Origin of the sequence: Bdellovibrio sp. HCB209, from assembly GCF_047306065.1 — a bacterium.
Taxonomy (GTDB): domain Bacteria; phylum Bdellovibrionota; class Bdellovibrionia; order Bdellovibrionales; family Bdellovibrionaceae; genus Bdellovibrio.
This window is the reverse complement of sequence record NZ_CP178618.1, coordinates 3,021,195-3,044,913: the sequence shown is the minus strand read 5'-3', so window position 1 is coordinate 3,044,913 and position 23,719 is coordinate 3,021,195. Positions and strand designations below refer to the sequence as shown.

The following is a 23,719-nucleotide window of genomic DNA, read 5'->3' as shown; positions in this document are numbered from 1 at the left end:
CGACTTAAATAGCTGAGCTGGGGCATTTTTTGAAGTGAATTTGCAGGCTTTCGTAGGAGGTGAAGCCTTTACAGAGGAATTTTGGAAATAAAAAACCCAGTGTTTCCACTGGGTTTAAATATAAAGATAATAAATGGTCGCCCGGCGCCACTATTATGCGAACCCTACCAAGTTAGTGATTTTATTAAGATAAATTTCCAAGTGAAGCAGAATAATTCACAAGAATGTGCTGACCTTTACAGGAAAGGCCTTTCTTTGCGCGATATTGGCAAAGAGCTGAATATCTCCAAAACCACTGTCAGAAATTATTTGATCAAAGCCGGCGCGGAACTCAGCCCTAAAAATCCGAGCCCTGCTGACGTCAGCCGATGGCGCACCCGTAAGACGAAAATACCTCCACCTTTTGGCTACTGTTACTTCCAAGGCCGTCTGGTTGAGAACCCGTTTGAATACGACGTATTACTTAAAATTCATCGCCAATGGAAACAGGGACGAGATGCCAATGAAATCACTCGATACCTTAATGCTAATATGCTTAAGCCCCGAAAGGCCAAGGCTTGGCACAATAAGGCAGTTAAAAAGATAGTTGCAAGGTTTGAATCTAAACAGGTAGTTATAAAAGGAGAGATATGAGTTTAACGAGTCTGATATTTTGGTGCCTGAGCATCATCACAGCCATCGCAGGTGTTGAGAATATCGATGTCATTCAGCGCAGTATATTGAGAGCCCAGGCTAATCTGGTCTATGAGTCTCGAACGAGCACATGGGGTTCTCCGAACTTTTTAGGGCGCCCGGTGGGGCCATCTAAATCTGAAAAGTGGATGGGTGGAGGCCCGATCAGTCTTTGCGGGTATTTGGAGCATCTAAGTTTCCGTAAGGCCAAAAATAAGTATTGAATCAGATTATTACTTTTGATCGATAAGACTCAGGATGACGCTCGATCAAAAGTAATAAACATGAGTCATATGTGGCCCAATGGGCCGCAAGTTTGTGATGGTTATCTCAGGAAAGGCAGCTGGCCGATGTAGTCCATCTTTCCGATCTGAACGCCTTTATGGCGAAGGATCGCGTATGCCGTAACCACGTGAAAATAAAAATTCGGAACTCCGTGCTGATAGAAATAATCTTTTCCACGAAAAGCTCCGGACCAGCCCTTTGGAGCGACAATTCTCTCTTCCCAGCCGGAGAAATCGCTCTCTTTTATCGATGAGACATAGCTGATCGTCTTTTCAATGAGAGCTTTAAGTTCAGGTATCGTTTTCTCATTATTTTGAAAAACTGGCACTTCCTTACCGCTCAAAACTGAGGTGGCGAGCCTTGCCGTATCGCACGCCCAATATACCTGGCTCGTCAGGGGGAGCATATCTGGTGCAAGACGTGAGTTCAGAAGTTCTTCTGATGTAAAATTGTTCGCTTCAGCGTGCCTTTGCGCTTTATCGAGAAGGCGGGAAAGTGTGTGGAGCATTTTTATGAACTGTGTGATTTGTGCGTACATCATGAAATTCCCTTTGTTGTTATTGTTTAAGTAAAAATTTGCGTGATCGTACTTTATGATCTTAGGTTAAATACTTGATACCACGTTCGACAGAATCTCATAGGATCTTAATCTTGCTTCTGTGTCGAAGATGGAGCTAACCACTATAAACTCGTCGGCTTTTGTTTCCTGATAAGCACTCCCTAAATCTATACGAATTTTTTCCGGCGAGCCTATGACAGAGAAACCTAGCATTCTATCCAAGAACATTTTCTCACGAGCAGACCAGAAGCTAGTCATGTCGGCAATCGGTGACGGAAATTTCTCCTTTAAGCCTCTTGCATAATTGATTAAATATTGTTGATGGCTAGAAAAATGAAACTCTGCTTCTTTATCTGTTTCTGCAGCTACGAGATTGATACTGATCGCGACGTACGGACTCTTTAGTTGTTTTGATGGTTTAAAATTGCTTCTATAAATTTCAATCGCATCACGCATAGATGCTGGCGCAATGTGACCTGCAAAAGCGAACGGCAATCCCAGGTGTGCAGCTAGCTGTGCACCGAATGTGCTTGAACCTAATATCCACAAAGGGATAGATAGCCCTTGTCCAGGCGTTGCCGTAATCGTTTTGCCTTCACTGTGGTTTTCAAAATAACCCTGAAGCTCTTGAACATCTTGTGGGAAGCTTTCTGAAGAATCTGGTGAGCGCCTTAAGGCATGCAGTGTGTTTAGCTCGGTTCCAGTTGCTCTTCCCAAGCCCAGATCGATTCGTCCGGGGTACAAAGACTCCAATGTTCCAAACTGTTCGGCGATGATGAGCGGAGCATGATTTGGAAGCATAACCCCTCCGGCACCGACTCGAATCTTTTTAGTTCCAGCTGCCAAAAAACCTACTGCTACAGGGGTTGCGGCGCTTCCAGTTGAAATAGAGTTGTGATGTTCAGCAACCCAGAACCGAGTATAGCCCAGTTCTTCAACTTTCTGAGCAACCTTTAATGCATCGTGCAGCGCTGTCTGGGCATTGCTATCTTTGTTGATCATGACGAGATCTAAGACTGAGAGATTTATTTTCATTAGCGATGCTCCACAAAATTATTCTCTGAATGTCACAGTTTCGTTTAATGGAGCTCTCGAAGTAATGAGCTGGTTAACGGGGGCCTCGGGATTTGCGTAGCCGAAAGATATCCCCCACAAAAGTTTGTACTCTGGACCTATATCTAAAGTCTCTCTAATTACGTCGCAATACATACCTAAGACGGCCTGTGGACAGCTATCGATACCATAAGCTTTCATTGCAAGAAGTAAAGTCTGTCCATACATGCCTATGTCGTTGAGATTTCTTTCGACATCAAAATTAGGAACAAACAGAAAAGCGGCATGGGGTGCGCCGAAGAATTCGAGATTCCGAATATAATTTCTTTTGTTACCCTCTTGATCTCCACGAGCAATTTTTAGCAGACCATATAAGCCTGCCCCAAATTCCTGCATGCGCTTTGAGTAGACTTCGGTATAAGTGCTAGAAGTATACGGAAAGTCTAGATAGGTATGTTTTTTTTCGTAGGCACTCTTCATAGCGGTCGACAATTTTTGGAGAAGCGGCCCACTGACTACTTCAATCCGTCTGGCTTGAGTGTTCGTTGACGACGGAGCCTGATTGGCCAATTCAAATATTCTCGTTAACGTTTCCTGAGGAATTTTTTCTGGAAGATAGTCTCTTTTTGAACGTCGAGAACGAATCAATTTTTCTGCATTTTCTGTGAACTGTTGAGTTGGAATGTTTTCAGCCACAAGCTCTCCTTTGGTTATGTACTAACCATTGTTAAGTCACTATACAGGTGATATGTTTCTGGCACAAGAACCCACCTTTACGTGGGTTACTAACCTGTGGGTGCGTATGAAGAAGGTGTCTAATAAGAGAAATATTCAGCCTAATCAGCTTTGCAACAATGTTGATGCGGATGGAGTTAGGGAGCTCATGAACACGGTGGGGGACAAATGGAGCGTTTTTATAATTGTAGCTTTGCAGGGTGCTCCAGAACACCGCGCGAGGTTCTCAGAGCTTGAAAGACTTGTGCGTGGAATTTCTCAAAAAATGTTGAGTTCGACATTAAAGAAGCTTGAAAGAGATGGTATCGTTGCGCGTGAGGTTTTTCCGGAAATTCCTCCACGCGTGGAATACCAACTTTCGTCATTGGGATTAAGTCTATATACGATCCAACAGGCCCTTGTCTGTTGGGTAGCTGACAATTGGAGTGAGGTGAAAAAATCTCGTGCACAAGCTGATAAATTAAAAAAGTGAGCAGTGGATTGAAAATGCGCTTCTCTCTGAGTGAATTTGTCATTCAGTAATTGATCAGCATAGGTTCGCATAAAGAAATGGACTTCGAATACGTCGTTATGCGAACCCTGAAGTTCGCTGTCTCTAATATCGATAATTTTGATTTGAATGCTAAAAATTGGGACGAACCAGAAAAAGGTTCGCTTAGAAAATTGGTCGGGGAGATAGGATTCGAACCTACGACCCTCTGGTCCCAAACCAGATGCGCTACCAGACTGCGCTACTCCCCGACAGAGACAGGAAACTAATAAAAACAGTGCCTGTTGTCAAACTGCTAGATTCTAACGCGTAATATAAGTATCATTTTTTTCATGGATAAGTTTCTAGCGTCTCTGCCTAAGCCTGTACTTGTTGTGGGTGCGATCCTGATTGGGGTGATCGTGTTCATGTTGATCGAGCCCCCGCACACTGTTTGTGACACTCAGGAAGAGGCTTTGCGAGAAAATCTCAAGGGTCAGTTATTTTCGACTCAGCAAAAGAAAAATACCATCCCGCCATCGATTGTGCGCGAAAAAGAGGCATGTCAGCTCGGGAACAGTGGTGGATCGTGCTACGAATACTTTTCGACGCTTAAAAATATCGGCGACGCCGTTTCCAGAGGTTCTGCTCAATGCGCGGGTCAGTTGTATAAGGTCAATGAAGTGGCGACAGCCCTTAATGATGGCTTAGAGTTGATGGCTCGCCTGGCGTGGGGAGTAAAGCCCCCAGAGGCAGGAACATACGAAAGATTCGGTTGGTTGACCGAGGCCGAGATCGCGACGTTCTGTCGATTGAAAAATACCTATATCAGAGCCAACGGAGAAGAAGCTTGGACAGCATTTCGTCAAAGAGTATCTGCCAAGCTTCCGGGAGAGGAGATCCCGCTGACACCCGAGGGGACAGTTTCAACTGTCGAGCCTCGTAAAGCGACGGCGGTTCTAACGGAGAGTGATATCTGGAATCGCAGTTTGTTTTCTGTTCGCTGCGACGTTTTTTAGAGAGCCACTAGATCAATGGACTTCCAGGTGGGAGTGCTTTTCTTAAAAGAAAGCATGCCGTGAAGGGCAAAGCTGTCGTCGATTTTATTGATGATTAAGTAGTGAACGGATTGGATTTTTTTGATCGTCCATTCCGTAGGGTTCAGACCGAATTTGCTAAGATCTGTTTGTAGTTTCAAAAGAGTGTTTTGTTGTTGAGTCATCGTACTTTTCCTTCGCTAAAAGTTGACGAGATCCCACTATTGCAACCGGATTGCCAACCCTGGAGCACTCCAAATCAATTTAAACCAGGAATGAAGATCACAATCCCTTGAGTTGTCCCTCGCGGTGGACTAACTTCTTGGATATGAGACGAAACCGCTTCTTAGAATATCTAGTTGTTGAAGTATTAGTAATTGCTGCCGTGATGGTGATCTTTGCCACGATCTCGGACAAGCAAATCGCAGCCACTGTTGCTGGCGTGTTGTTTGTGACGATGCCAATCGGGTTGATGATCTGGGAGCACCAAAGGGCTCAGTTCCGTGAGATCATCTGGTTCGTGACCGTTTTGCAGTTCTGGGTGATCTTTGCGCTGCCGATTCTGGGGATTCGCTTGATGAATTGGGGAGTGCCTTTTGATCAGTTGTATTTCTGGGGCTTACCTGGACCTCTATTACACAGCTGGTCGAGTAAATCTTACATGGTGATGGTCGCGGTCACTGCGATTCGCTGGTTCAAACTCAGCCGATGAAAAGCGGCCAACTGACTGCGTTGTCGGTTCCGATCCTCGCTCCAGCGTACCTTTAGTACGCCTACGCTGCGGTTCTCTCCTCCGCCTTGCATTTGACCCCTTTTGATCGACTGTAAGGTGGTTTGCAAAATAAAAAAGCCGGCTTGGGGCCGGCTTTTTTAATTCCAAAAGGAAGCTCTATTCGATTTTAAGATCTAATTAGATCTCGAAAGGAACTGGAGAGATAGCTTCAGCTCTGTGGAAAGTATCGTAAGCATCAGTACCTGAAGGCAATAGAGCCAAGTTACGAGCTTTTTTAACTGCTGCAGCTACGCGTTTTTGCTGAGCTACTGACAATTTAGAGATGCGAGACGGAGTGATTTTGCCACCATCGCCGATAAAACGAGTCAAAGATGCTGGATCTTTGTAATCGAAAACGTGGTCGCCAGAGAATTCTTGTCTATATTTGCTACGAGTTGTCTTTTTCATGAGTACCCTCTTTTTGAGTTCCTTTTGGTTTGCGAGTTAATGGGTGTACAAGAAAAAAGAGTTGCCATCAAGTGTCTTTTTACTTTATATGGTTGTTTCTTGTTTGCGGCGTCCCTATTGAATTTCAGGAAAGAATCCTGGGGTCGGGCGGCGCTGACCTCGACTTGTAGCTAGTAGGAGCACGTAATGAGCAAATGTGAAATCACTGGAAAAGGCCCAGTTGTAAAAAACTTGGTATCTCACTCCAACATCAAAACTAAAACAACTGCGCAACCAAATGTTCAGAAAAAACGCATCTTTAGCCGTTCTTTGAACTCTATGGTTCGTTTGAACATCGCGACTTCTGCGCTTCGTGACATGGAACACGTTGGCGGTTTCGATACTTATATCTTGTCTGCTAACGACGCGACTCTTTCTAAAAGAGCAATGGCAGTTAAGATGAGAATCAAAAAGAAAATCTCTTCTAAGAAATAATTGAGGCTGACAAATGAAATTGAAAATCAAAAAAGGCGCGACTGTACAAGTTATCTCTGGCTCTGACAAAGGTAAGAAGGGCACAGTTTTGGCTATCGACGCTAACGCGATGAAAATCTCTGTTCAAGGCGTTAAAGTACAAACTCACTATGACAAAAAAGATGGTCTTTTGAAAAAAGAAGGCTTCATCGATTACTCAAACGTGAAATTGGTTGAAGCAGCTGCTGCTAAAAAACCAGCTAAGAAATCAGCTAAACAAAAGTCCACATAGGCAATTCCTTCCCAGGATAAAGCCTAAATTTGGTCTCAAAGGTGATCTCTTCGTTTTAGTCTCCTACATAGCTGCGTAAAATTAAGTTGGATTCAGGAAACAATTGTTTTTGGACAAACCTGGATCCCAACTTGTTAAGACAGGAGAGCAGCTTGATTAAGCGAGACCAAATCACAGTGGAAAAATACAAGAAAGCACTGGTCGCGATTGCGATGCCAGTGCTTTTTTTTTCGTCCCTAGCTTACGCTGATATCGGCGATGCTATGGTTCTCTGCAAGCATAACAAAACAGTTCGTACTCTCCGCGTAGAGATGGGCTCTGATTCTAAGTGTAAAGCTATTTACACTAAGCAAGGAGTCGATCAGACTATTGGTTCATCTGGCGATGAAAATTCCTGCACTGAAATTATCGCAGGCGTCAGAAAGACTTTGGAAGAAGCTAAGTGGAATTGTCGCGACGTTAAAGAAGCGCGTTCCTCTACAGTTATTTCCGTAGAATAGTCCGCACCTCTCAAGGGCGAGAGGGAGCGAAGGAGAATGTTATGAGTTCGGAGTTGGTAGTTGCGGTTGCGCAAATGACCTCCATCGATGATGTCGATGCGAACCTGATGCAGATCGAATCCCTCTTGGAAAATATCTTTAAGGCTCACAAGCCACGCTTGGTGGGCTTTCCTGAAAATTGCCTTTATATGCGAGTGAAAGAAGGGGAGAAAATCCACGGATTTGCTCCTGATGATGAGGCCTTTCACAAGGTCGCAGAGCTCGCAAAAAAATACGATACACATTTGCACTTGGGATCTGTGCCTCTGAAACTAGAGGGACATCTTTATAATTCTTCAGTGTTGATCACTCCCAAAGGGGAAGTGAAGCCGACTTATCAAAAATTGCATTTGTTTGATATTCACCTCGAAGGTCAAAAGCCGATTCGTGAATCTGATGTTTTCCGTCACGGACAACGTCCAAGTATTATCGAAGTCGACGGTTGGAAAATCGGGGAAACAATTTGTTACGACATTCGTTTCGCCGAACTGTTTTCGCAATATGCGCGTAAGGAAGTGGACTTGATCATGGTTCCTGCGGCCTTCTTGGTTAAAACCGGGGAAGCGCATTGGGAGATCTTGTTGCGGGCTCGTGCTATTGAGAGTCAGTCTTATTTGATGGCCAGTGCGCAAGGTGGGACTCACCAGGGAATTAATGGTGGCGTTCGTGAAACCTATGGGCATAGTTTGATGATTGATCCCTGGGGATCAGTGGTTGGCCAAGTCGAGAAACGCTCTATTGGATTTTCAGTGGTGACTCTTACAAAAGAGAGAATTGACGGAGTTCGTCGTCAGATCCCAATGAAGTTTCACAGACGGCTTCCAGTTGCCTAAATCAGCAGAATTCTGCACAATTTTCTGGTGACATCTTTCTCAATTAGTTTTTAAATGCGCGCTGAACACAAGCGCAGGGAACGGGGTAATCATGATCCGTCTTTTCTTGGTTTCTGTTTTGATGACTTCCTTTTTTGGGGCAAAAGTTTATGCCGAGGAAGTATTGGCTGGTGCCGTTCGCGATGAAAGCAAAGAGGCTGAGTTGGCGCAACGAGCGAAAAAACGTCTGTATCCAGGCGGTCGTGATGAAGGCGATCTGAAGGTTCAAGCTCAGGTCACAAACCCTCCACGTAAACTAGCTCCTCAAGCAGAAATCCAAAACGAGGAACCTGCAGAAGAATAAGCCGTCCTTGTGGCGGCAAAGCTACTGGGAGATTTATGGTGTACGATCATTTGCCGGAAGGTGTAACTCGCGAAACGATGGACTGTGATGTCTTGATCGTGGGTGGTGGTTCAGCAGGTCTATCTTGCGCACTTCATTTGCAAAACCAAATCAATCAACATAACGAAGACGTAGCCTCTGGAAAAAAACAGGGCCAACCAATTCCAGATCAAATGATCGTGGTGATCGAAAAAGCTTCTGAGGTTGGTGCTCACAGTTTGTCGGGCGCGGTTCTAAATCCAGTGGCACTTCGCCAGCTTGTTCCTAATTTCAAAGATGAGGGCTGCCCTCTTGAATCAGAAGTTCATAAAGATGCAGTTTATTATCTGGGTGCTGACTACTCTTTCAAAATGCCTATCACTCCGCCGCCATTCCAAAATCATGGCAACTATATCGTTTCAGCAAGTAAGTTGAATCGTTGGTTGGGCACTAAGTGTGAAGAAAAAGGCATCAATATCTTCCCAGGCTTTGCTGCGGTTGAAGCTCTGTACGAAGGTAACAAAATCGTTGGTGTTCGCACGGGCGATAAAGGTCGTGATAAAAACGGCAATCCAAAAGGTAACTTTGAGCCAGGTTTGATTTTGAAATCTAAAGTGACTGTGTTTGCCGAAGGTACACGCGGTTCTTTGTTCAAAAAAGTAACTGAGAAATTAAACCTTCGCGAAGGCAAACATCCTGAAGTCTTCGAAGAAGGCGTTAAAGAAATCATCCAAATGCCACAAGGAACTGTTGAAGCGGGTCAAGTGATCCACACAATGGGCTTCCCTTTGAGCAAATCTATCGGTGGTACATTCATCTACACTTTGCCTGAAGATAAAATCATCGTGGGCTTGGTGGCGTACTTGGATACGAACGATCCATTGCTTGATCCACACCGTGAACTGCAAAAATTGAAAACTCATCCGTTCATGCAGAATATGCTTAAGGGCGGTAAAGTTATCGCATACGGCGGTAAGACTTTGCCTGCGGGTGGTTGGTATTCAATGCCTAAGCTTTACGGCGATGGCTGGATGGTTATCGGTGACTCGGCTTCAATGGTCGATGTTAAGAAACTTAAAGGTCTTCACTTGTCGATGAAGGCGGGTATGTCTGCTGCTGAAACTATCGTTGATGGTTTGATTGCAGGCTCTGAATTCAACGAATCTGTGACTAAAGCTTATGAAACTCGTATCGAGAACAGCTTCGTTAAAAAAGACCTCTATGCGGTTCGTAACTTCCATCAGGCCCTTTCTAAAGGGATGATCGAGGGGATGCCTCACATTGCGCTTCAAGAGATCACAGGGGGCCGCGGCCTTCAGGATCCAATGCCTTTGGATCATACAGATGCTCAAACGACGAATAAGGTCGTTGAGGTATGGGGTCCAAATGGTTATGAGGAGCAATTGGATGAGCTTCCGAAGCCAGATGGTATGTTGTTCTATGATAAGCTTTCCAGCGTCTATTTGACGGGGACTATGCATGATGAGGACTCTCCAAATCATCTAATCCTTAAAGATGGCGATATTTGCCGCTCTGTATGTGAGCCACAGTACAAATCACCATGTAATCATTTCTGCCCGGCCGCTGTATACGAGATGGTTCCGTCTACAAAAGAGGCAGGCAAGAAAGACCTACAAATCAATTATACCAACTGTATTCACTGTAAGACTTGTGATATTAAGTGCCCATTCGAAAACATTGAGTGGACGGTGCCAGAAGGTGGCGGCGGACCACAATATCGCGAAGTCTAGCCGATTTGATAATGGGTGGGACCTAGCGGTGTAGAAAGTCGGGCGAGGGACCTGGCTTTCTTAACCAACAGAAAGGCCCATCCCATGGCAGAATTTTTCGCGTCAACAGCACGCGGTCTCGTAGATCCTCTAGAACAAGAACTTAAAGATTTAGGTCTAAACGTAAAAGGCAAAACTGCCGGCGGCGTTTACTTTGAAAGCAACTGGGAAGGTTGCTACAAAGCGAATCTTCACTCTCGCATGGCAAGCCGTATCTTGAAGCCGATTCAAGATTTCTTCGCCTACCAACCAGAAGAATTGTACGCGCAAATCATGCGCCACGATTTCACGAAATACATCAAACCGAATCAAACATTAAGCATCGACGTTTCTGTTGGTGATTCAAAAATGAACGACCAACGTTTCATCGCGATGAAAATCAAAGATGCTATCGTGGATCAGTTCCGCGATAAATTCGGTATCCGCCCTGACGTAGATAACTACAACCCAGCTTTGCGTGTGGTTGTTCGTTGCGTGAAAAATCAGTTCAACGTTTCTATCGACACTTCTGGTGATTCACTTTTCAAACGTGGTTACCGCAAAGACGTGGGTGATGCTCCTTTGAAAGAAAACTTGGCAGCGGGTCTGATCAAGCTTTCTGACTGGGACGGCAAAACTCCGCTTGTGGATTTCATGTGCGGATCTGGTACGTTCATGATCGAAGCAGCAATGATGGCTAAAAATATTGCTCCGGGTATCAACCGTAAGCGTTTTGGTTTCATGAATCTTTTGAATTTCGAAAGCGAAACTTGGGATAAAGTAGTTGATGAAGCTATCGCTGGTGAAAAAGAAGAAATCGAAACTAAGTTCTATGCTTACGATATCGATAACAAAGTTTTGAAATCTGCTAAAGAAAACGCGAAAGCGGCTGGCGTTGATGACGTGATTGAATTCAAAAAAGAATCAGTTGCGACAGTTGAACCTCCAGTTGAAAAAGGCTTGATCATCGTGAATCCTCCATACGGTGCGCGTATCGGTGATGAAGACAATCTTCGCGACGTTTATCGTGATCTGTCTTTCACTTTGAAACACAGATTCAAAGGCTGGGATGCTTGGATCCTGTCTGGTAACAAAGACTTGATCGCGGATTTGAAATTAAAATCCACTCGCAAACACTTTGTCTTCAACGGCAACATTGAGTGCCGCTTCTTGAAATACAGCATGTTCTAGATAAAGGGCTCCGCAAGGAGCCTTTTGCTTTTTGTGGGGCCATCCTAGCTTGGACCTCCTGATGTTTGTCTACATTCAAAGACGTGAAGTTCGAGACCGCATTCTTAGGTCCCTATAATATAGAGCTATGGATCCAGCCTCCGAGCTGCTAAGGCGCTATCTTACTATTTATGAGTCAGAGCTCATCGGCGTTTTATCGACCGATGCTTCGGGGCTTATTCTTGATGCCAATGATTATTTTTTAAGACTTGTAGGTTACACCCGCGATGATCTTGAGGCGGGCCGATTGAATTGGAAGGCGTTGACACCTCCGGAGTTCGCCGAGGAAAGCCAGGAGGTCTTGCGACAGCTGCAAGAAAAGCCCGGTGTCTCGATTTCCTTCGACAAAGAATACTTTCACAAAGATGGGCATCGCATTCCGATTCGTCTGGGTGTCACGCGTTTTCATGACGGCACGATCATCACCTTGGCCTTAGATATTACCAAGCAAAAACAAGTCGAGAATGAATTAGAGGAAGCCAATGCGCGCCTTGAGGAGCATGTCCTCCAGCGTACCAAGCAGCTCGAGGAATCCGAGGCTTTCCTCAGTGGAATCATCGAGAACATGCCATCGATGGTGTTTGTTAAAGATGCGGTGAACCTGTCCTTTGTGCGTTTGAATCGTGCGGGAGAAGAATTATTGGGGATCTCTCGGCATGAGTTCATTGGCAAGAATGATTTTGATTTCTTTTCGAAAGAAGTCGCGGAGATGTTCCGCACGATGGATCGTCGCGTGCTCAGTGGAGAAATCCCCTATGCTGAGACCGAAGATGTTCTGCCCACCCGTAATGGTGATCGAATTATTCACACGATAAAAATGGCGATCCGCAATCAAGATGGGGAGCCGCGGTACTTATTGGGTGTCACCGAAGACATCACCGAGAGCAAAGAACATGAACGACAAAGAGCTGAGCTGGTCAGGGCTCAGGCAGAGAAAGAATCCGCAGAGTGGAGAGCTCGTCAGGAGAAATTCGTTTCTGAAGTGTCTTTTGCATTGTCGCGGACTTTTGAAACACAGGAGATTTTGAAATCCTTTGCTGAGAAAATGGTTCCGCTGCTGGCTGATGTCTGCACTATTGAGGTGATCGATGAAGACAGTATGGATATCGTTTTTCAGGAGTGCTACGGCACTGATCCGGAGGAAGTGGCCTTTATCAGAAAGTGGCGATCTGAGAATGCCCCCAGATGGAAGTCGCAGTCGGGAGAATCCTCGAATGTGATTTCAAATAAGACAGTCATCGTGAATGGCTTAGGTGAAATAAAAGCGCATGTGAAAGACACCTATCACCCTGACGTTAAGGTGGATGAAAATTCTCGGTTGGTTTCTGAAGCCTTTATGTTGGTTCCGTTAGTTGTACGTGATGGAAAGCCTTTGGGATTTGTTTCTTATGTTTCTACTCACTCTAAAAGGCGCTTTAACAAAGAGGACCAAGTGTTGGCGGAGCGAGTTTGTGGGCGCCTGGCGATCTTGATTGAAAATTCACGTCTTTATTACCGCTCGCAGGATGCCAGTCGGGCGAAATCTGATTTTTTAGCGAATGTCAGTCATGAGATCAGAACTCCGTTGGGAGCCATGTTGGGATTTGCGGAGATTTTGCGTGAGGACGAAAGGTTGGCTGCTGACCAACGGAAATCAGTGGATACTGTCTTAAAGAACGGTCACCAGTTGCTAAAGATCGTGAATGAGATTTTGGATATATCTAAAATTGAATCAGAGAAGATCCAGTTGGAAAACGCTCCGTTTTCTTTGCATGCCTTGTTGGTTGATGTAATCCAACTGATGCGGGCATCAGCAGAGGATAAAGGAATTGAATTGCGGTTGGTTCATGCCAGCGCTCTGGATGCCTTTATAGCGGACTCAAATCGATTGCGCCAGATTCTGATTAATATCGTCGGTAATGCGATTAAGTTCACCGAAAAGGGTTATGTCGAGTTGGCCGTGGAAGTTCAAGAAAGTGCTGAACCTAAAGAAGTGCTTTTGCGATTTACTATTTCCGATACTGGTATCGGGATTTCTCAGGATCAACGGACTCACTTGTTTCAGCCTTTTTCGCAGGCGGATACCTCCACCACAAGGCGTTTTGGCGGTACAGGATTGGGCTTGTTCTTGTCTCGCAAGTTGGCTCGCCTTATGGGGGGAGACATTTATTTTTCATCCGCTCCTCAGCAGGGCAGTCGCTTTTTTGTTTCTGTGGCTGCACAGAAAACTTCGGAAATGAAGTTGAGCGATGTCCGTGTTTCTATAAACGTTGCGCCGATGCAGGAAGCTCGAGATATCGGTCTCATTTTAGTTGTGGATGATGCCCCTGATAACCGAGAACTTTTTAAGCGGTACTTACAGAAGGTGGGCGTGCCGACTGAGCGGATTGTTCTGGCTGAAAATGGAGAGGAAGCTATTCAGAAATGCCAGGGGCAAACCTACGATTTTATTTTAATGGATATTCAAATGCCTAAGATGGATGGTTTTCAGGCTTTGCGGACCTTACGAAGTCAGGGTTATCAAGGAAAGATTGTGGCGCTGACGGCGCATGCAATGAAAGGTGACAAAGAGAAATGCTTGGATGCGGGATTTGATGATTACCTTGCAAAGCCCCTCAAGAGAGAGGCCTTACAGGAAGTTTTAAGTCGCGGTTCCGAGAGAGAAAACTAGAACGGTTTTGTGATCGCTAGCATTGCGGCTGTTGTACCCAAGCCGAAAAGCAAGATCGCGATAGGCCAGCCGATGTGACCTTTGCGTTTTACGATAGAGATCGCAGCCCCCATGATCACCCAGATACCAAGTTTTGCTAGAGCCCAACCTGGAAGCTGTTTCATGATACCCATTTTAGCGAGCATTCCGAAGCCACCGATCAACAAAAGCAAAAGGCCCATGCCGTGAGTTGCGAAACTCATCAAGCGAGCTTTTGAATTCAAAGTAACTCCTGCATAAGTCGTTACCAAAAGGCCGCCGAAGCCAAAGAACAATGTGATCAATCCCAGCATGTGTGCGATTTTGTAAAATTCGTAAGTCATTATGTCCTCTATTCTTCTTTAAGGCCCAGGTGTTTTACGACTCGGGCAAGTTCTTTTCTGATGCGAGTCAGTTGTGACAGATTTGCCAGAGTTTTCAACGAATCACGCATTGGTTCAAGAGGATATCCACCATACGCACCACTTTGTTGCACGTCGTTTGTGACGGCGGAGCGACCTGCGAGGATAACTCTGTCACAAATGTGAACGTGGTCAGAGACTGCAGTGTCGCCACCGATCATGCAGTTGTCACCGATGACACTGGAGCCAGCGATTTTAAAGCCAGCAGCCATCACATTGTTTTTGCCGATGATGCAGTTGTGGGCCACGTGGCAGAAATTATCCATTTTAGTTCCACTACCGATGCGAGTTTCAGTCAGGGCTGCACGGTCCACCGCGCAGTTGGCTCCAAGCTCAACATTGTCTTCGATAACGACTTTGCCGATTTGTGGAATTTTTCTGTGAGTTCCGTCTTTGGCCATTGCGAAAGAAAAACCATCAGCACCGATTGTGGTGTGGGGATGGAATTCGCAATGAGCTCCGATTTCGGAATAAGCCCCGATGAAAACTTGGGGATGAAGAATCGTCAAAGTGCCGATCTGAGCATATGATTCGATGACCACATGGGCTCCGATGGTTGCACCATCGCCGATACGGACGTGTTCACCAATGACTGCAAATGGACCCACGGAAACATTTTGGCCCAAGTGAGCCGTTTCGTGAATGAACGCTGTCGGATGAACTTTGGTCTCTTGGTTGAAGCGGTTCATCTTGCCATCGAATAGTGGCAGGATGGTTGCCATGGCTAGTTGGATGTTCGGCGCCATGAAGAAAGTCACTTGAGAATCTGTTGGTAAGGTTAAAGCCTTATGCGCAACGATAATCGGGGAGTGAGCTTTCAATGCTTTCTCGAGTTGATCAGGCTTAGTGACAAAGACTAAACTTTCGGAGTCGGCCTGATCGGGAGGAAGAACTCGCTTAGCGATGGTTTCCTTGGAGCCGGATACGTAAGACACATCCGGAGACTGAAGAGATATAATAACGTCTGATGTAATCATAGTGATGCCTCGCGCTACATTTTTCCCAATATTTTTTTGATGTCAAGTCACTGGGTGATAGTATAAGTCTCAATAAACACGTTTCGATCATTTCTCACCTTTAAAATTTAGAGAGGAATTGAGATGGCAAAAAAGGCAGCAAAAAAGGAAGCACCTGCGGCAAAAGCAAAGAAGACTGCTAAGCCGGCAGCGAAGCCTGCCGCTAAGACAGCTAAGCCTGCGCCGAAGGCCGCAAAACCTGCAGCTAAACCAGCTGCGAAAGCGGCTCCCGCTAAACCTGCGAAACCCGCAGCAAAGCCTGTAGCTCCGGCTAAAGCAGCGAAAGCCGCTCCAGCCCCAGCTCCTGTAAAGGCAGCTAAAGCACCTGTAGAAAAACCAGAGAAGAAGTCAGCTAAGGCGGCTCCGGCTCCTGCGGTTGAGGTGGCAGAGGCTCCTAAGAAAGAAAAGAAAGTCAAAATCGACAAGACAGGGCTTTCTGAGGATCAAATCAAATGGCACGAGCTTCACGAGAAGTACAAAGGTACAAAAGCTCAGTCCTACAATATTGGAAACCAATATGAGGCCAAAACGCCAGTTGAACACAAGATTTTCGGTTGGGGATATATCCTTTCAAACGAATACGACAGACTTGAGGTCCTTTTTGAAGACGGCAAGCGCATGCTGATCAGCAACCGCAAACTATCTTAATTAAATCCTGAAAAAGCCCCGGAAACGGGGCTTTTTCCGTGTTGCATATTGATATAAAAGGGCAGAAATCTATTGCAAGGCCCCGCTATCTGACTTAGAAATTTACCTACATGGCAAAAGACGATTTAGTACAAATTGACGGAAAAGTGATCGACGCCCTTGCGGGTGGTCTTTACAAGATCGAACTTGAAAATAAAGTTATCATCAACGCAAAACTTTGCGGCAAGATGAGACGCTTTAATATTCGTGTGGTTGTTGGTGACCGCGTGAGCGTAGGCGTATCTCCATACGATCCTACTCACGGTCTGATCCAATTCCGTCATAAATAATTAGATTTAGTTCAAACTCATTCCAATAAATCTAGAGGTTCTATGGATCAGGCTCTTCAGAGTTATTTGGCTCGTATTGTCCCAACTGTCCCAGCAAAATCAGCACAAGCCGTGATTGAACTTGCTGCGGAAGGGGCTACAGTCCCATTCATCGCACGTTACCGTAAAGAGAAAACCGGCAATTTGGACGAAGTTCAAATTCGTGGTGTTATCGAAGGTCACGAAACTTACAACGAAATCGTGAAGCGTAAAGCGTTCTTGATCAAAGAGATCGGGGAGCAGAACAATCTCACGGCTGAAGTCCAAAAGCGTATCGAGCTTTCTTGGGACTTGGGCGAGTTGGAAGAAATCTACAAACCATTCAAAAAGAAAAAGAAAACCAAAGCTACTATCGCTCGCGAAGCTGGCTTGGAACCTTTGGCGAATTGGATTTGGGACATGGGTCACGGCAAGTTGAAAGACTCCGAGACTATGGAAATGAAAGCGAAAGCTTTCTTAAACCCAACTGCCAAGATCGTTACTTACGAAGAAGCTCTTAAGGGCGCTCAAGACATCATCGTCGACAAAATCGCCAATGATGCTGAACTTCGTGCGATGGTTGCTAAAAACTATAACGAAAATGGTCGCATCGTTTCTAAAGCGGCTAAAGGCTACAAAGCGAACTCTAAATACGAAATGTACAAAGAGTTTGAAGAGCCAGTTAAACCTTTGATGGATGCTAAAAACAATCACCGCTATTTGGCGATGAGACGTGGCTGGCAGGAAGAAGAGCTTACTCTTGACGTTAAAGGTGACGACGAAGCGATCTTGAAATCTTACGAGAACTTCGCGACTTCGACTCCTGACAATGCTGTTGGTGAGTACTTGAAGCAATCAGCTCGTTTGGCATTGAACGTTTACGTTCTTCCTTCAGTAGTGAACGAAGTTCACCGTCTGTTGAAAGAAAAAGCGGATCAAGACGCGATCACTGTATTCGCGGAAAACGTTCGTAAACTTTTGTTGGCTTCTCCATACGGTTCAAAATGCGTATTGGGTGTCGACCCTGGTTTGCGTACAGGTTGTAAGGTTGCTTTGATTGATAAATCAGGCGCTTTTATCTCTCACACGGTTCTTTACACTTTGGGCGACGATGCTGAACGCAAAGCTAAAACTTTGTTCGGCGAAGTGATGAAGCAAGTTCAAATCGAAGCGATCGCTGTCGGTAACGGTACTGCGGGTCGTGAGACTGAATCTTTCTTGCGCAAAGTTTTGAAAGATCTTGGTAAAAACATTCCTGTAGTGATGGTTTCTGAGTCAGGTGCCTCTGTGTACTCTGCTTCTGACATCGCTCGTGAAGAGTTCCCAGATCTAGATCTTACTGTAAAAGGTGCGATCTCTATCGCGCGTCGTTTGCAAGATCCTTTGGCGGAGCTTGTGAAGGTAGATCCAAAATCTATCGGTGTTGGTCAATATCAACATGACGTGAATCAATCTCAATTGAAAAAATCATTGGAAGCGGTCGTTGAGTCTTGCGTGAATAACGTAGGTGTTGACGTGAATACGGCTTCTGCAGCGTTGCTTTCTCACGTAGCGGGTATCGGTCCTGCACTTGCGAAAGGTATCGTTGAGGCTCGTAAAAAAGCATTGTTCACAGACCGCGCAGAACTTTTGAAAGTATCTAAGTTCTCTGCAAAAGTTTACGAACAAGCGGCTGGTTTCTTGCGTATCCCAGGTGGTAAGCAAGTGTTGGATTCTACAGGTATCCATCCAGAGCGTTACCAAGCTGTGACTGATATGGCGAAGGACCTTGGTGTTTCTTTGACTGAAGTTATCGGTGAAGGCGCTAAGAAATTGGTTCAACAAAGAACTAAATGGGCTCAGCTAGTGGGTGAGTTTACTTTCGACGACATCGTAAAAGAGTTGGAAAAACCAGGACGTGACCCTCGTGATCCGTTCAAAGTTTTCCAATATCGCGATGACATCATGGAAGTGAAAGACCTTAAAGAAGGCATGATCTGCCCAGGTATCGTAACTAACGTAACGAATTTCGGTGCGTTCGTAGATATCGGTGTTCACCAAGATGGTTTGGTTCATATTTCAGCACTTTCTCACAAGTTCGTGGATGACCCTCGTAAAGTGGTAAATCCAGGCGACCATGTGTCTGTGAAAGTATTGAAAGTGGACACTGTGAAAAACCAGATTTCTTTGACTATGAAAATGGACGACGCTCCTGAAATGGCAGCGGCTCCTCGTGGTGAAAGACCTCAGCAACAACGTGGCGCTACGGCGACTAAAGGTTCTGGGAAATCACAAGTTGGTCAAGGTGGTGGTATGCGTCCTATGAACAGTACACCAGCGAAACCAGGCAATCCGTTCAACAATCCGTTCGCGGCTTTGATGAACACTCCAACTAAAAAATAACAAAGGGGATTAACATGGCAGCTAAAGGCAAATCTAAAAAAGGTATCCGTCACAGAAAAAAACGCATTTTGACTAAAAAGCGTATGTACAGAGCTAAAATCCGTAAGTAGTCAGATTTTGACTTCAAAAATGCCGGGCTTTGACCCGGCATTTTTTTAGGAATGAGTGCTGCGCCGGATTCTTTGTTAAAGATCAAAAGGTGGCTTCGAGGCTCATTACAGTTTTCGTGTTATCTTTTTTTGATGAAGTTGCTGTCGTCTTTGAAAAGAGTTACTGCGAAAGATTTTTTTAATAAACTAGGCCGCGACGATATCTTTGAGATGTCGGCCTCCTTGTCGTTTTACACCGCCTTATCTCTCGCTCCCTTATTGGTTCTGCTCTTAACTTTTGTCGCTTTGATTAATGATGGATTTCGCGAAGAGATCCTGGCGCAGATCAATTTGCTGTTCGGAAATCAGTCTTCGGATATTTTGCGTGAAATTGCTAAGAACGTGGAGAAACAACCGGAGGTCCGAGATATGGCAGGGATCTTGGGTTTGGTGACGCTGATTTTTTCTGCCGGAGCGATCTTTGGTGAGCTTCGCATGTCATTGAATAAAATCTTTGAGGTGAAGATCGACTATAAGGCTTTGGAGGAAGAGTCTTTCTTGCAGTCGGTGTGGACCTTTATGAAAACCAAGCTTTTCAATATGGGTATGGTTTTAACCTTTGTTTTTATCTCGATCATTTCCTTGATCGTGTCTTCTGTTTTGTCGATGTATTTAAAAGGTGCCGAGGCTGTTCTGGGACAGGTGATTAACTTTGTTATTTCACTTTTGATTTTCGGACTGCTGTTCAGTGCGATTTACTATTTTATTCCCCAGGTGCAGGTTCGTCCTAAGGTGGCTCTGACCTCGGGGTTTATCACAGCGTTTATGTTTTCCATTGGTAAAGGTTTGATTGGTTTGTACATGGGGCAAAGTGCCGTGGCTTCGCTGTATGGAGCGGCGGGCTCTTTCATCGTGCTGTTGTTATGGGTTTATTATTCCTCCGCGGTTATTTTCTTAAGTGCGGAAGTAGCGAATGAAATTAATAAGGAGGAGATTCGTGAAAAAGCTGTTTAAATCTCTGGGCCGAGTTCATAAGGCAATTTGGATTGTTTTGATCCTGTTGATTGTTGTGCGGATTTTTCTGCCAACAGGGATTAAGTACGGGATCAATTGGTACATGGGCAATAAGATGGAATCTTACAAGGGCAAGATCGAAGATTTTGATTTGGCCTTGTACCGTGGCGCCTATTCAATGCAGGGATTAAAAATCTGGGAGAAGGTGAAGGACGAAAAAACACCTCTTATTTATATTAAAGACATTGATCTATCGCTGGCATGGCGAGGAATTTTTGAAGGCAAGCTGTTGGGCGATCTGACGGTTGATGGCATGAAGTTAGATCTGATCGATAGTGAGGATAAAAAGAAAAAGCAATTAGGCACCGGGGAGGACTGGAAGACAGTTGTCGGAAAACTTGTGCCGATAGAGCTTGAGTCCTTTCGCATGGTGAACAGTGAGGTTCATCTTTACAACAAAGATTTCAAGGTTCCCGTAGATGTTGTCTTAGATAAAATTTCTATCGCAGCTACGAATATTAAGAATACTGATAATTCTAAAGAGCTGCTACCGAGTACAGTCGAGGCCTCGGCGCGCTTGCAAAAGAGTGGCATCGTGACTGCGGGGGCAAAGCTTAACTTGCTGTCAAAAATTCCTGCCTTTGAATCCAAGCTTTCGATGAAAGATCTGGATGTGACGAAGCTAAATGATTTCTTTTTGGGTTATGGCCCATTCACCTTTACATCGGGTAAGTTCAGCATCGTTGGCGAGGTGAGCACCCGCGAAGGTAATATCAAAGGGTACATGAAACCATTCTTTGAAAACTTGGATGTCATTGATCCCAAGGAAAAGTTTGATTCACCCAAGAGATTCTTTTTTGAAGTTGGCTTGGCGATGAGCAATCTAATTTTAAGAAACTCTGATAATAAAGCTGTCGCTACGACGATTGAGTTCGAAGGTGCCACTAAAGGTCCGGATATAGATTCTTGGGGAGCTTTCTGGGGTTCGTTGAGAAATGGCTTTGTCGAGGCATTGCAGAAAACGATCGATAACACAATTTCGATCAAAGACGTGCCGAAGAAGAAATAAAGGTACGTCCTTACCTGGGAGGTAAGGACGTACCTTTTTCATTTTGTTAGTGTGCGTGTTTTTGGTGTTCGCGGCGTTGTTCGCCGAGGCCTAGGACCGACATGTCTTGAGGGCCTTTAGCGAACTCTTCGATCATCTTGCGGCTGAAGGCCGGGATGTCTGCAGGCTTGCGGCTGGTAACGAGGCCATTGTCGACGACGACTTCGTTGTCTTCCCATTCTCCGCCAGCGTTGATGATATCTGTGCGGATGGATGCATAACTAGTCACGCGCTTGCCACGTAAGACGCCAGTTTCAATCAGTGTTTGAGGGCCATGACAGATGGCTGCGATGGGTTTGCCTGTATCAACAAAACCTTGAACAAACTGTACGACGCCTTCTTCATTTCTTAGTTTGTCGGGATTGATCACTCCGCCCGGTAACATCAGGGCATCATAGTCATCGGAGCTTGCGACATTGATCGCAGTATCGACTTTTAGTGGTTTTGCCCAGTTGCCGTTTTCCCAGCCTTTAATTTCACCAGTATTAATGGAAACGACTTCGACTTTGGCGCCAGCATCCTCAAGGGCTTTTTTAGGTAACAGCAATTCCGACTGTTCAAAGCCATCTGCTGCAAGGATCGCAACGTTCTTTCCTTCTAAGGCTTTACTCATGATTCTTCCTCCTTGATGAGAGACTTAATGATTAAGCCTGACTAAGGAGGAAGCAATTTACAGAGGGAGATCGTGTTCAATAACAGCGAAACTGATGTCTTGCATGTCGTTCTACATAGACGAAGTGTTTTGAAGGGCTTGGCTGGCAGCTTTAATCCATCCCAGATTCGCGCGAATATCGACAAAGACCGCATTGCCACGGCAAAGTTGGCTGCCGTCTTTAACCGTCGCATTTACGTTAAGAACGTAAGAGGCCACGCCGACCATGGTAAGTTTTGGGCCTTCTTGAACAAAGAGTGGACCGCCGGAGTCTCCGTCGCACACGCCACCCTCAGGTTGCTCGATGATGATCGCACCTGGAAAATCATAGGCTTGGCGTTTTGTATGATCATAGACCGCATCCGCGATTTGCGATGCTGGGTAGGTTTTCATTCTTAGAGCGGACTCATCGGGATTGATTTCATTATTGAAGCCGTACCCAGAAAGAACCAAGGTGCTAGCTTTGGAAATCTCAAACGGGGCTTCTGGGAGTGCACGAGGTTTGGCTTCAGCAGGTAAAGAGCCTTTAAACTGCATGATTGCTAAATCATACTGAACTGTTAATGAGCCTTGAGGTTTGTTGCGATCGTATTGTTCGACAACGGCGGTGCGGACCACGGTGCCATAGGATTTCAATTTTCCGTTGTTAGAAAATGCAGAATTAGCATCAAGACCGAAGCCGATAGCGACTTGTTCATTTTTAGACTCATCAGGTGAGCAGTGGCCCGCTGTGAGCACCAGGTCTTTGGCGATCAAAGTCCCGGTACAGATGCGTTGGCTGTTTTGAGAAAAGATAAAAACAAAGACAGTGCTCGCACGAAGATCGCTCAGCTGTTCAAGCTTTTGGCCATCGATGATGGCCAACGCGGGTGCAGAGATCAGAAGGGTTGAAAATGATAAAACAGTGGCAAAGAAATTCTTAAGCACAGGGGCCTTCTTTCGCAAGCAGCGACGTTTAGAAGATAATAGTTGCTGAAGCGTAAACAAGAGAAGAGTTCTCGTTGACGATGCTGATATTGGACTCAACGCCATCAGGCTTAAGAACGCTGCCCATGTTGGTATGACCGATACCTAAGGCCAACCAGTTGTTCATTTGATAGCCAAGCTCTTGAGTGAAGGCAAAGACCTCTTTCACATTGCCTTGGTATGTCCACGCATTTTGGTGAACAAAGTCCGCTGACAGCGTGATGCCCACTGGCCAGTCGTAAGAAATCGAAAAGCTTTGCGACGAAGTGTACTGGCTTAGAACATTGCCGTTAACGTCGGTTTCATATTGGTGAAGATTGCGATTCAATGAAATACCCGCAACCATTCCTAAACCTGGGATTAAACTGTCTGGATTCACCATAACGTTCATTCCCGAGTTCAGGGCCGCGATCATACTTTGTCTTTTCGAAGAGTCCTTAGAAGTTGGAGCCGTAGCGCCAAGGTTCCAGCCCATCAAAAAGGTTTTATTCAATGCAAAGGGGTTGTGACGGATGCTCAATGAAGTATCGCTAAAGTCATCATACGAAGAATCGTTTAAGTTCTGGGAGTAACCACCAGAAAGACGTAGTACATAGCTTTTATTAAGATTCATATTCAGGCGTCCCGCGTATTCCATGGCGTCTTGAGCGGAACCGTCTTCGTGATTAACCAAGCTCGTTGAGCGAGAGACGTTGAACAAACCGCTAAAAATCGTTTTATCATTTCTGGTGTTTTGCACCAGGCTTGTGGAGGATTTTGCGGAAGGCTTCCCTGTAGGTTTGCTCGCAGCTGCAAATGTGGCCGGTGTCAGGGCCATCGTCAAAAGCACACTAAAAATTGAGAATGCAGAGATTTTCATAGGCGGAGCCTCCACTGGAATTAATTGCAGGGACAGTGCCACAAAAGGCCATCCCATAGAGGAATATAGCGGGTGTATGCA

The 23,719-nt window shown here is 45.4% G+C and carries 28 protein-coding genes and 1 tRNA gene; 18 read left to right on the top strand and 11 right to left on the bottom strand.

Features of this window, described 5'->3' with window-relative positions:
* Positions 1–81 precede the first annotated feature (81 nt).
* On the top strand, positions 82–633 hold the full coding sequence (locus ACLVWP_RS14765; RefSeq protein WP_413558318.1) for a hypothetical protein: 552 nt from the start codon (positions 82–84) through the stop codon (positions 631–633).
* The gene (locus ACLVWP_RS14760; protein WP_413558316.1) at positions 630–896 is read left to right on the top strand and encodes a hypothetical protein; all 267 of its coding nucleotides are present in this window, start codon (positions 630–632) and stop codon (positions 894–896) included. The genes ACLVWP_RS14765 and ACLVWP_RS14760 overlap by 4 nt, the downstream gene beginning before the upstream one ends.
* 101 nt (positions 897–997) lie before the next feature.
* Here the strand turns inward: ACLVWP_RS14760 and ACLVWP_RS14755 are convergent, their stop codons facing one another.
* From ACLVWP_RS14755 to ACLVWP_RS14745, 3 genes are all read right to left on the bottom strand, one after another.
* Entirely contained in the window at positions 998–1,498 is a 501-nt protein-coding gene (locus tag ACLVWP_RS14755; protein ID WP_413558315.1) for a DUF1993 domain-containing protein, read from the bottom strand.
* 63 nt (positions 1,499–1,561) lie between these two features.
* Entirely contained in the window at positions 1,562–2,551 is a 990-nt protein-coding gene (locus ACLVWP_RS14750) for an LLM class flavin-dependent oxidoreductase (RefSeq protein ID WP_413558313.1), read from the bottom strand.
* Positions 2,552–2,569: 18 nt separating this feature from the next.
* Positions 2,570–3,265, bottom strand: a complete 696-nt coding sequence (locus ACLVWP_RS14745) for a nitroreductase (RefSeq protein ID WP_413558311.1) — start codon at positions 3,263–3,265, stop codon at positions 2,570–2,572.
* 106 nt (positions 3,266–3,371) lie between these two features.
* Between ACLVWP_RS14745 and ACLVWP_RS14740 the strand changes: the two genes are divergently transcribed.
* Positions 3,372–3,776, top strand: a complete 405-nt coding sequence (locus ACLVWP_RS14740; RefSeq protein ID WP_413558310.1) for a winged helix-turn-helix transcriptional regulator — start codon at positions 3,372–3,374, stop codon at positions 3,774–3,776.
* A 192-nt stretch (positions 3,777–3,968) separates the two neighbouring features.
* On the opposite strand, the gene ACLVWP_RS14735 is transcribed toward ACLVWP_RS14740, so the two are convergent.
* Positions 3,969–4,045: transfer RNA gene (locus ACLVWP_RS14735), tRNA-Pro, on the bottom strand.
* Between the two features lie 81 nt (positions 4,046–4,126).
* Between ACLVWP_RS14735 and ACLVWP_RS14730 the strand changes: the two genes are divergently transcribed.
* Positions 4,127–4,792 (top strand): hypothetical protein, encoded by a 666-nt coding sequence (locus ACLVWP_RS14730; protein WP_413558309.1) that lies wholly within the window; start codon positions 4,127–4,129, stop codon positions 4,790–4,792.
* Here ACLVWP_RS14730 and ACLVWP_RS14725 read toward each other — a convergent pair.
* Positions 4,789–4,995, bottom strand: coding sequence for a hypothetical protein (locus ACLVWP_RS14725; protein WP_413558308.1), 207 nt, complete (start codon positions 4,993–4,995; stop codon positions 4,789–4,791). The two genes, ACLVWP_RS14730 and ACLVWP_RS14725, sit on opposite strands and share 4 nt — an antisense overlap.
* A 143-nt stretch (positions 4,996–5,138) precedes the next feature.
* Here ACLVWP_RS14725 and ACLVWP_RS14720 point away from each other — a divergent pair, with 143 nt between their 5' ends.
* Positions 5,139–5,522, top strand: a complete 384-nt coding sequence (locus tag ACLVWP_RS14720) for a hypothetical protein (protein ID WP_413558306.1) — start codon at positions 5,139–5,141, stop codon at positions 5,520–5,522.
* 198 nt (positions 5,523–5,720) lie between these two features.
* Here the strand turns inward: ACLVWP_RS14720 and rpsR are convergent, their stop codons facing one another.
* Positions 5,721–5,990: a 30S ribosomal protein S18 gene (gene rpsR / locus ACLVWP_RS14715; protein ID WP_142701242.1), complete on the bottom strand. Its 270-nt coding sequence runs from the start codon at positions 5,988–5,990 to the stop codon at positions 5,721–5,723.
* A gap of 186 nt (positions 5,991–6,176) precedes the next feature.
* Between rpsR and rpmB the strand changes: the two genes are divergently transcribed.
* The 8 genes from rpmB to ACLVWP_RS14675 all read left to right on the top strand — a co-directional run bounded on the left by rpmB (position 6,177) and on the right by ACLVWP_RS14675 (position 14,117).
* Entirely contained in the window at positions 6,177–6,464 is a 288-nt protein-coding gene (rpmB, locus tag ACLVWP_RS14710; RefSeq protein WP_413558304.1) for a 50S ribosomal protein L28, read from the top strand.
* A 13-nt stretch (positions 6,465–6,477) separates the two neighbouring features.
* Positions 6,478–6,735, top strand: a complete 258-nt coding sequence (locus ACLVWP_RS14705) for a KOW motif-containing protein (RefSeq protein ID WP_413558302.1) — start codon at positions 6,478–6,480, stop codon at positions 6,733–6,735.
* A gap of 152 nt (positions 6,736–6,887) precedes the next feature.
* Positions 6,888–7,235 carry a hypothetical protein gene (locus tag ACLVWP_RS14700; RefSeq protein WP_413558301.1) on the top strand — a complete coding sequence of 116 codons (348 nt, stop codon included), beginning with the start codon at positions 6,888–6,890 and terminating at the stop codon, positions 7,233–7,235.
* 41 nt (positions 7,236–7,276) lie between these two features.
* Entirely contained in the window at positions 7,277–8,107 is an 831-nt protein-coding gene (locus ACLVWP_RS14695; RefSeq protein ID WP_413558299.1) for a carbon-nitrogen hydrolase family protein, read from the top strand.
* Between the two features lie 91 nt (positions 8,108–8,198).
* On the top strand, positions 8,199–8,450 hold the full coding sequence (locus ACLVWP_RS14690) for a hypothetical protein (RefSeq protein WP_413558298.1): 252 nt from the start codon (positions 8,199–8,201) through the stop codon (positions 8,448–8,450).
* A gap of 35 nt (positions 8,451–8,485) precedes the next feature.
* Positions 8,486–10,219: a 4Fe-4S dicluster domain-containing protein gene (locus ACLVWP_RS14685; protein ID WP_413558297.1), complete on the top strand. Its 1,734-nt coding sequence runs from the start codon at positions 8,486–8,488 to the stop codon at positions 10,217–10,219.
* Between the two features lie 84 nt (positions 10,220–10,303).
* Positions 10,304–11,428: a THUMP domain-containing class I SAM-dependent RNA methyltransferase gene (locus ACLVWP_RS14680; RefSeq protein WP_413558296.1), complete on the top strand. Its 1,125-nt coding sequence runs from the start codon at positions 10,304–10,306 to the stop codon at positions 11,426–11,428.
* 127 nt (positions 11,429–11,555) lie between these two features.
* Complete coding sequence (locus ACLVWP_RS14675) at positions 11,556–14,117, top strand: PAS domain S-box protein (protein ID WP_413558295.1); 2,562 nt, start codon at positions 11,556–11,558, stop codon at positions 14,115–14,117.
* On the opposite strand, the gene ACLVWP_RS14670 is transcribed toward ACLVWP_RS14675, so the two are convergent.
* On the bottom strand, positions 14,114–14,479 hold the full coding sequence (locus tag ACLVWP_RS14670) for a hypothetical protein (protein WP_413558294.1): 366 nt from the start codon (positions 14,477–14,479) through the stop codon (positions 14,114–14,116). The genes ACLVWP_RS14675 and ACLVWP_RS14670 overlap by 4 nt on opposite strands.
* An 8-nt stretch (positions 14,480–14,487) precedes the next feature.
* Positions 14,488–15,534, bottom strand: coding sequence for a UDP-3-O-(3-hydroxymyristoyl)glucosamine N-acyltransferase (gene lpxD, locus ACLVWP_RS14665; RefSeq protein WP_413558293.1), 1,047 nt, complete (start codon positions 15,532–15,534; stop codon positions 14,488–14,490).
* Positions 15,535–15,657: 123 nt separating this feature from the next.
* Here lpxD and ACLVWP_RS14660 point away from each other — a divergent pair, with 123 nt between their 5' ends.
* The 5 genes from ACLVWP_RS14660 (at position 15,658) to ACLVWP_RS14640 (ending at position 21,122) form a co-directional block, all read left to right on the top strand.
* A complete protein-coding gene (locus ACLVWP_RS14660) occupies positions 15,658–16,221 on the top strand; it encodes a hypothetical protein (RefSeq protein ID WP_413558292.1) in 564 nt (187 codons plus the stop codon).
* 110 nt (positions 16,222–16,331) lie between these two features.
* A complete protein-coding gene (gene infA, locus ACLVWP_RS14655; RefSeq protein ID WP_340596472.1) occupies positions 16,332–16,550 on the top strand; it encodes a translation initiation factor IF-1 in 219 nt (72 codons plus the stop codon).
* Between the two features lie 42 nt (positions 16,551–16,592).
* Positions 16,593–18,950 (top strand): helix-hairpin-helix domain-containing protein, encoded by a 2,358-nt coding sequence (locus ACLVWP_RS14650; protein ID WP_413558290.1) that lies wholly within the window; start codon positions 16,593–16,595, stop codon positions 18,948–18,950.
* 242 nt (positions 18,951–19,192) lie between these two features.
* Positions 19,193–20,053: a YihY/virulence factor BrkB family protein gene (locus tag ACLVWP_RS14645; RefSeq protein ID WP_413558288.1), complete on the top strand. Its 861-nt coding sequence runs from the start codon at positions 19,193–19,195 to the stop codon at positions 20,051–20,053.
* The gene (locus ACLVWP_RS14640) at positions 20,037–21,122 is read left to right on the top strand and encodes a DUF748 domain-containing protein (protein WP_413558286.1); all 1,086 of its coding nucleotides are present in this window, start codon (positions 20,037–20,039) and stop codon (positions 21,120–21,122) included. Before ACLVWP_RS14645 ends, ACLVWP_RS14640 begins: the two co-directional genes overlap by 17 nt.
* Positions 21,123–21,168: 46 nt before the next feature.
* Here ACLVWP_RS14640 and ACLVWP_RS14635 read toward each other — a convergent pair whose 3' ends face one another.
* The 3 genes from ACLVWP_RS14635 to ACLVWP_RS14625 form a co-directional block, all read right to left on the bottom strand.
* On the bottom strand, positions 21,169–21,774 hold the full coding sequence (locus tag ACLVWP_RS14635) for a type 1 glutamine amidotransferase domain-containing protein (RefSeq protein ID WP_413558284.1): 606 nt from the start codon (positions 21,772–21,774) through the stop codon (positions 21,169–21,171).
* Between the two features lie 111 nt (positions 21,775–21,885).
* Entirely contained in the window at positions 21,886–22,740 is an 855-nt protein-coding gene (locus ACLVWP_RS14630; protein ID WP_413558282.1) for a S1 family peptidase, read from the bottom strand.
* A 28-nt stretch (positions 22,741–22,768) separates the two neighbouring features.
* Entirely contained in the window at positions 22,769–23,638 is an 870-nt protein-coding gene (locus ACLVWP_RS14625) for a hypothetical protein (RefSeq protein WP_413558280.1), read from the bottom strand.
* Between the last annotated feature and the right edge of the window lie 81 nt (positions 23,639–23,719).